Here is a 7,434-nt window from a genome sequence, read left to right as displayed (position 1 = left end):
CATTCGTTTTCATAAATCTATTATAAAAGAAAAGACTGTAGACATCATCCATAAAATGGACTTTGTCTACAGTCTGTATACTTGTCTTTTTCATGAATAACTCCTTAATAATTTCGGGGTGGAATCTGGTCAAAATCCATATCACTTGAAAAAACTGTCTCGTGGACATAGATTTCTTTTGGAACTGCACTTCTGCCCCGACTTAAATAACGGGAAATAGCATTTTTAACGAAGATACCAGCATCGGGATTACATTCAACAACGCAATTAACGATGCCGTTTTTCAAATTGTCGATCATTTCTTTTTGAGCATCAATCGTAACGATAACAATGTCTTTTCCAGGGACGATATCTGTTTGTTTCAAGGCTTCTAACGCGCCGATAGTCATTTCATCGTTATGACTGAATAAAACATCGATGTCGGCCATTTTTCCTTCTGCAATATATTGTTCAATCACTTCTTTGCCTTTTCTACGAATGAAGTCGCCATTCAAGGCATCAGTTACTTGAATAGTGACATTGTTTTTCGCATAATCTCGTTTGATGGTTTCTCGAAAGCCATCTGAACGTAGTTGCGTAGGGGATGTATCACTGAGTCCGGTCAACTCCAGCACGTTGATCGTTTCATTTTCATGATGCTTGAAATAATTGCTGACATAAAGGCCAGCTCGATTGCCTTCCGCTTTGAAACTAGGACCGATATGTGTCAAAAATAAGGAAGGATCTGCCAGATCCACATGACGATCAACGATAAAAACAGGGATACCTGCATTGGCCGCCTCTTCGAGTATTGGTTCCCAACCATCTTCTTGTAATGGAGTAAAGACGATTGCATCTACTTGGTAAACGATAAAACTGCGGATATCTTGGATCTGTCTTTCTTGATTCATATAGCCATTTCGATAAAGTACTTCATACCCTTCTTTCTCTAACTCTGTCCGAATCGATTCAGTATGACGTTTACGCCAACTGCTTTCTGTACCAGATTGCGAAAAGCCAATGACAATGCTCTCTTTAGCAGATTCATTGGTCCCCTCAGCTGGTCGTTGGCAGGCGCTAAGACTGGTCATAAGCAGGATCGAAAGGAAGATGTGTAACCTTTTTTTATCCATAATTTCACCCCCGACCTCTATTTTACCAAAAAAAGGTAAGCGCTTTTCTTAATTTCAAGATTCCGAAAAAAAACAAGGTAATCGAAAGAAAATCAAGGTTTGAATTCCAATGTCCCAAGAAATCAAAGAAACTACCAAAAATAGTTAATGTAAGCGATTGCTGTTTTTTCTATACTTAGCCTGTAAGTAAAAGTATGGAGGGATCAATAAATGAAAAGCACAATGAAAAAAATCGTAGGTATCGCTTCAACCGTTCTCTTGGGAGGGATGTTGGCAGCTTGCGGAAACGGCTCAGATAGTGGTGGAGCCAGCAGCGGGGACAAAGGGTTTGTGGGAATCGCTATGCCTACAAAATCAGCAGAACGTTGGATTGCCGATGGAAACAATATGGTAGATGAACTGGAAAAGTTAGGCTACAAAACAGACTTGCAATATGGCGAAGATAAGGTTGAGAATCAGGTCGCTCAAATTGAAAACATGATCACTAAAGGCGTCGATACATTAGTGATTGCTTCTATTGATGGTTCCGCGCTTACCGATGTTCTCGAAAAGGCTCATAACGAGGACATCAAAGTGATTGCTTATGATCGGTTATTGATGAATTCGGAGTACGTCGATTACTATGCAACCTTTGACAATTTCGGTGTGGGTGTTTTACAAGCTTCTTATATTGAAGACAAGCTAGGCCTGAAAGATGGAAAAGGACCCTTCAATATCGAATTGTTTGGTGGTTCACCGGATGATAACAATGCGTTGATCAATTACAATGGCGTGATGTCTGTTTTTCAACAGTATATTGATAGTGGTCAATTAGTGGTTCCTTCGGGTCAGACGAATTTCAACCAAATCGCAACACTGCGCTGGGATGGTTCTACTGCACAGGCACGGATGGACAACTTATTGAGTGCCAACTATACCGATAAAACATTAGATGCCGTTCTTTCTCCTTATGATCCAATCAGTTTAGGAATCATCTCATCCCTAAAAGGTGTGGGGTATGGTTCTTCTGAAAAACCATTACCTGTAATTACAGGACAAGATGCAACCATTGCTGGAGTTAAATCGATCATTGCTGGAGAACAAACGCAAACGATTTTCAAAGATACCCGAGTTCTAGCCAAAAACACGATCGAAATGATCGAAGCAATCGCCAATGGCGAAGAAGTCCCAGTCAATGATACCGAAACTTATGACAATGGGGTCAAAGTGGTACCGACCTATCTATCTAATCCAGTCTCTGTAGATAGCAGCAATTATAAAGAAGAGCTTGTGGACAGTGACTATTACACGGAAAAAGATCTGGGCTAGTTGTTGACAGTGGGGCTGTCAAAAGCGCAAAAAAGGTAAAAGAGCAGCTGAAGGGATAATGATCGGGGCAGATCAGCGGATACTCCAATGTTTTGCCCTGTTCTTTCTTGTTTGTCAAAGAGCCGTTCTTTTGAATGGATCATTTTATTTCTTCTGCAGAATCTCTGACTACATAAAAAGAAAAGGGTGAAAGGACATGGCAGATTATATTCTCGAAATGAAGAATATCGTCAAAGAATTTTCAGGCGTACGAGCATTAAGCAATGTAAATCTTTCGATCGAACGTGGTGAGATCCATGCGCTATGTGGTGAAAACGGCGCAGGAAAATCTACATTGATGAATGTGCTAAGCGGTTTGTATCCACATGGCACGTATGAAGGTGAAATATATTACGAAGGAGAGCTCTGTAAATTTAAAGATTTACGAGATAGCGAAGAAAAAGGGATCGTAATCATTCATCAAGAGCTGGCTTTAAGTCCTTATTTATCCATCAAAGAGAATATTTTTTTAGGAAATGAACAAGCCAAAAATGGCATCATCGATTGGAATATCACAGAAAAGAAGACCGATAATTTATTAAAAACAGTTGGCTTGCGTCTTGATCCTAATACATTGGTTTCACAAATCGGTGTAGGGCAGCAGCAGCTAGTAGAGATCGCCAAAGCATTTTCTAAATCAGTCCGATTATTGATTTTAGATGAACCAACAGCCGCTCTGAATGAAGAAGAAAGTGCCAATTTACTAGAATTGATCAAAGAATTTCGTAATCAAGGGATTACTTCCATCATTATTTCTCATAAGTTGAATGAAATAGTCAATGTCGCCGATCGCATCACGATTTTGCGCGATGGACAAACCATTGAAACGATGGCTGGCAATCAGATTTCTGAAGAGCGAATCATTCGCGGGATGGTTGGTCGTGACTTGACGAATCGCTATCCGGAACGGCATCCCCAGATTGGTGATCCTTTTTTTGAAGTGAAGAATTGGACCGTTCATCATCCTATCGATACAAATCGAATCGTGAACGAAGACCTCAATTTGATGATCCGCAAAGGAGAAATCATCGGCATTGCTGGGCTTATGGGCGCGGGACGAACAGAATTTGCGATGAGTGTCTTTGGGCATTCCTATGGCAGCAATATCACGGGCGAAGTCTATAAAGAAGGGCAACAAATCTCCGTAAAAGATGTTCCAGCTGCCGTTAGAAATGGGCTTGCGTATGTCTCAGAGGACCGTAAAGCATTAGGACTTAATCTATTGATGGACATTCGGGAGAACACAACGATTGCTAGTCTGAATAAAATCAGTCGCAACGGTGTTTTGGACAAAGAGAAAGAAGTAATTTTGGCAGAAGAATACCGCAAAAAAATGCGGACGAAAACCAATTCAATCTATCAAAATGTTGGCAGCCTTAGCGGCGGAAACCAGCAAAAAGTTGTTTTGGCTAAGTGGTTGATGACGGAACCGGATATTTTATTTTTAGATGAGCCAACACGAGGAATCGATGTTGGAGCAAAATATGAAATTTATACGATCATTGAAGAAATGGCATCTGCGGGTAAAGCAATCTGTATCATTTCCTCCGAGCTGCCGGAACTTTTGGGTATGTGTGACCGGATCTATACGATGAATGAAGGGCGTTTTACAGGAGAAGTATTGCGGCAAGATGCGGATCAAGAACTGCTGATGAACTTGATGACATTAGAAGAGAGTGGGGTTTAGGATGGAAACAACGAATAAATTAAAAAAAGTGCAAAAACATTCTATCAAAGACAAAGCGTTAGAGATTTTTAGCAAATACAGCATGATTATTATCCTGGTCGTCTTATTGATTGCCTTTCAAGCAATGACAGATGGTATTTTCTGGCGACCATTGAACATCACCAATCTTGTTTTGCAAAATAGTCATATATTGGTTTTAGCTGCGGGGATGTTACTAGTTGTCTTGTTAGGGCATGTCGATTTGTCTGTCGGATCTGTCATGGCGTTTGTTGGCGCAATCGCCGGCGTCTTGATGGTCAATAATGGCATGAGTCCCTGGGTGGCTGTGCCATTATGTGTACTGATTGGTGCGTTGATTGGCGCTTGGCAAGGTTTCTGGGTAGCTTATGTGGGGATTCCTGCTTTTATTGTTACGTTGTCTGGACTGTTGATGTTCCGTGGATTGACTCAAGTCGTTCTGGGAGGACAATCTTTAGCACCATTTCCTACCTCGTTTCAAAAAATTTCAACAGGCTATTTACCTGATATTGTCAGCGGCGATCATATTCATCTCCTTTCAATGATTATCGGTGTCGGTATCACGGCACTATTGATTTTTGGTCAATGGCGAACCCGGGAACGCCGCAAGAAAAATTTGTTTGAAGTAGAGTCCACCAGTACCTTTTTGTTCAAAGCTCTTTTCATCGGCGTCGTTTTCATTGGCGCAACTTATGTGTTCGCTTCTTATCAGGGTTACCCGATCATCTTGATTTTATTAGGAGTCATCGTCGCAGCATATGGATTCTTAACAAATAAAACAGTTGCCGGTCGTCAAATCTATGCAACTGGTGGAAATAGGAAAGCCGCTGAACTGTCAGGAATCAAAACGAAAAAAATCACTTTCTGGGTCTTTGTCAATATGGGCGCGATGGCGGCATTGGCAGGTTTGGTTTTGGCTGCCCGATTGAACGCTGCGACACCACAAGCAGGAACCTCTATGGAACTGGATGCCATGGCTGCCGTTTATTTTGGCGGTGCCTCAACTTCTGGCGGAATCGGAACGATCATGGGTGCGATCGTCGGCGGATTAGTGATGGGAGTACTGAATAATGGGATGTCGATTCTAGGTGTAGGGGTCGACTGGCAACAGGCAATCAAAGGATTGATCTTGCTGTTAGCAGTTGTCTTAGATATTTATAATAAGAAAAAGAAAATATCTTAGGAGGCTGTAAATATGGGGACAGAAGCACAAAAGACGATCTTATTGATCTGTACAGCAGGCATCACAACAGGTCTATTAGTGAAAAACATGCAGCGAGCAGCGGATGAACAAGGAATAACTGTCCATATTTATTCAGCACCAGCAATCATTGCTGAACAAATCATTCAAAATCAGACTGTTGATGCATTACTGATTGGACCACAATCGAAATATGAAATCAATCGCTTAAAAGATTTTTTGAACTATAAAGCAGTTCCGTATAAACTAATCACACCAGAAGATTACGAGCTTCTTGATGGTGAAGCGGTCTTAGCAGATAGTTTAACATTATTGCAGTTGAATTAGTTCTCGGCTATTCTGGTGTTGCAATCCTGAACGCAACCTGTGGAAAAAAACTATGTGAAACAAACTAAACTATGTAATTTAGAGTAGTGGCTTGTCAATTCATTTGGCATCTACTACTCTATTTGCTGTAAAGACCAAAAACAAAACAACTGCGGTTAGTGAGCCATCGCCAGTAAGAACACTTATCTGAATGGGTTCCAGTTTGCTGACAATCAGTTGGAGAAAGGGGAAGTGCGATGAAAGTTGAAGAATTGACGGCGATCCGTCCGAGTTACCGTCAACTACTATGGCAAGCACGGGAATTTTATGGCTTTATTCATTTTGGCTTGAATACCATGACGAATCGGGAATGGGGAAATGGGAGAGAATCCTTAGCACTATTTGACCCGCAAGCAGTGGACTGTAAAGAGTGGGTCACGCTTTGCAAATGCAGTGGGATGAAAGGGATGATCTTAACCTGTAAGCACCATGATGGCTTCTGTTTATGGCCCAGCAACTATTCGCAGCAGACAGTCGCTTATACACCTTGGAAAAATGGCAAAGGAGATTTAGTCAAAGAATTGTCGGAGGCTTGTCAAGAAGCAGGGATGGCGTTTGGCATCTATCTTTCTCCGTGGGATCAGCACGCCGCAAGCTACGGCACCGGACAGGCCTATAACGAGGTGTATGTGGGTCAATTGACAGAATTATTGACGCAGTATGGTGAAATAGCAGAAGTGTGGCTTGATGGAGCCAATGGAGAAGGACCTAACGGAAAGCGGCAGTTTTATGACTGGCAAAGATATTATCAACAGATTCGGCAATTACAGCCGGATGCTGTGATTGCCGTTTGCGGTCCAGATGTTCGCTGGATCGGAAATGAAGCCGGGCACACAAGGCAGAATGAGTGGAGTGTCGTTCCCCGTGAGCTATTGGATGCCGAAAAGACGGCCGAAAAATCACAACAAACAGACACAGCAGAATTCCGGACGACAATCTCAAGTATGGCAGAAGATTTAGGTAGCCGATCTGTATTGAGAAACTACGATTCCAACAGAGATTTAGTCTGGTATCCCGCAGAGGTCAATCTATCAATCAGACCCGGCTGGTTTTATCATCCGGAAGAGGATACAGCAGTGAAAAGTGCCGAAACATTATTTTCTTTGTATCGGAAAGCGGTAGGAGGAAACGCGGTATTTTTATTAAATGTTCCGCCAATGCCCAATGGGGCGATCCACCCGAAAGATCAGCAGTCACTGATGCAATTAGGGCAATATCTACGGCCATTACAAACGGATCAGCCGTTGTACCAAGGACAGATCACAGCTTCTTCCCAAAAATCACCCTGGGATCAAGAAAGCCTGCAGAAGGTTACCTCATCAAAGAAGACGTATTGGCAACCTGCGGATAACGATCATGAGCCGTGGGTAACAGTGACTTTTGCACAACCAACACAAATCAATACAGTGATTTTACAAGAAGAAATCCGCGAGAGTCAGAGAATTGAAAAAGCAGTACTTTATTATGAAAAAGATGGCAAGGATTGCTTTTTAGCAGAATGCGGAACTGTCGGGTATAAGAAAATCATTGATGTCGACCCAGTTACTACTAAAAGAATCAAAGTTGTTTTCTTGGCATATCGTCAATACCCAACGATCAAAAAATTTTATGTACGCTTTCTTGAGAAGAGAGCTTCAAAGTAGTCCCTTCACCTAAAGAGAATCCACCCAAAAACAGACAGCCGCAGGGCTGTCTGTTTTCAG

At 41.9% G+C, this 7,434-nt stretch carries 6 protein-coding genes; 5 read left to right on the top strand and 1 reads right to left on the bottom strand.

Translation table 11 applies throughout. The features are described 5' to 3' along the window. Positions 1 to 104 precede the first annotated feature (104 nt). On the bottom strand, positions 105 to 1,070 hold the full coding sequence (locus tag AB5Z52_RS07945) for an ABC transporter substrate-binding protein (RefSeq protein WP_021150555.1): 966 nt from the start codon (positions 1,068 to 1,070) through the stop codon (positions 105 to 107). Positions 1,071 to 1,322: 252 nt separating this feature from the next. Between AB5Z52_RS07945 and chvE the strand changes: the two genes are divergently transcribed. From chvE to AB5Z52_RS07920, 5 genes are all read left to right on the top strand, one after another. Further along, a complete protein-coding gene (gene chvE / locus AB5Z52_RS07940; protein WP_021150554.1) occupies positions 1,323 to 2,420 on the top strand; it encodes a multiple monosaccharide ABC transporter substrate-binding protein in 1,098 nt (365 codons plus the stop codon). A gap of 196 nt (positions 2,421 to 2,616) precedes the next feature. Next, positions 2,617 to 4,146, top strand: a complete 1,530-nt coding sequence (gene mmsA, locus AB5Z52_RS07935; RefSeq protein WP_003128175.1) for a multiple monosaccharide ABC transporter ATP-binding protein — start codon at positions 2,617 to 2,619, stop codon at positions 4,144 to 4,146. Position 4,147: 1 nt separating this feature from the next. Further along, positions 4,148 to 5,347 (top strand): multiple monosaccharide ABC transporter permease, encoded by a 1,200-nt coding sequence (mmsB, locus tag AB5Z52_RS07930; protein ID WP_081131024.1) that lies wholly within the window; start codon positions 4,148 to 4,150, stop codon positions 5,345 to 5,347. Positions 5,348 to 5,359: 12 nt separating this feature from the next. Continuing rightward, positions 5,360 to 5,692: a PTS sugar transporter subunit IIB gene (locus tag AB5Z52_RS07925; protein ID WP_003128178.1), complete on the top strand. Its 333-nt coding sequence runs from the start codon at positions 5,360 to 5,362 to the stop codon at positions 5,690 to 5,692. Between the two features lie 236 nt (positions 5,693 to 5,928). Beyond that, entirely contained in the window at positions 5,929 to 7,374 is a 1,446-nt protein-coding gene (locus AB5Z52_RS07920; RefSeq protein ID WP_029486307.1) for an alpha-L-fucosidase, read from the top strand. Positions 7,375 to 7,434: the final 60 nt, after the last annotated feature.

The organism is Enterococcus sp. RTP21361st1_A6_RTP21361_211029 (assembly GCF_040910045.1).
Classification (GTDB): Bacteria; Bacillota; Bacilli; order Lactobacillales; family Enterococcaceae; genus Enterococcus_D; species Enterococcus_D gallinarum.
This window is presented reverse-complemented; position numbering and strand designations above follow the sequence as displayed.

Bases quoted from the DNA above. Each gene is read 5' to 3' on its own strand.
- mmsB (WP_081131024.1), top strand. From the start codon at position 4,148: ATGGAAACAACGAATAAATTAAAAAAAGTGCAAAAACATTCTATCAAA.
- AB5Z52_RS07920 (WP_029486307.1), top strand. From the start codon at position 5,929: ATGAAAGTTGAAGAATTGACGGCGATCCGTCCGAGTTACCGTCAACTA.
- AB5Z52_RS07925 (WP_003128178.1), top strand. From the start codon at position 5,360: ATGGGGACAGAAGCACAAAAGACGATCTTATTGATCTGTACAGCAGGC.
- mmsA (WP_003128175.1), top strand. From the start codon at position 2,617: ATGGCAGATTATATTCTCGAAATGAAGAATATCGTCAAAGAATTTTCA.
- chvE (WP_021150554.1), top strand. From the start codon at position 1,323: ATGAAAAGCACAATGAAAAAAATCGTAGGTATCGCTTCAACCGTTCTC.
- AB5Z52_RS07945 (WP_021150555.1), bottom strand. From the start codon at position 1,070: ATGACCAGTCTTAGCGCCTGCCAACGACCAGCTGAGGGGACCAATGAA.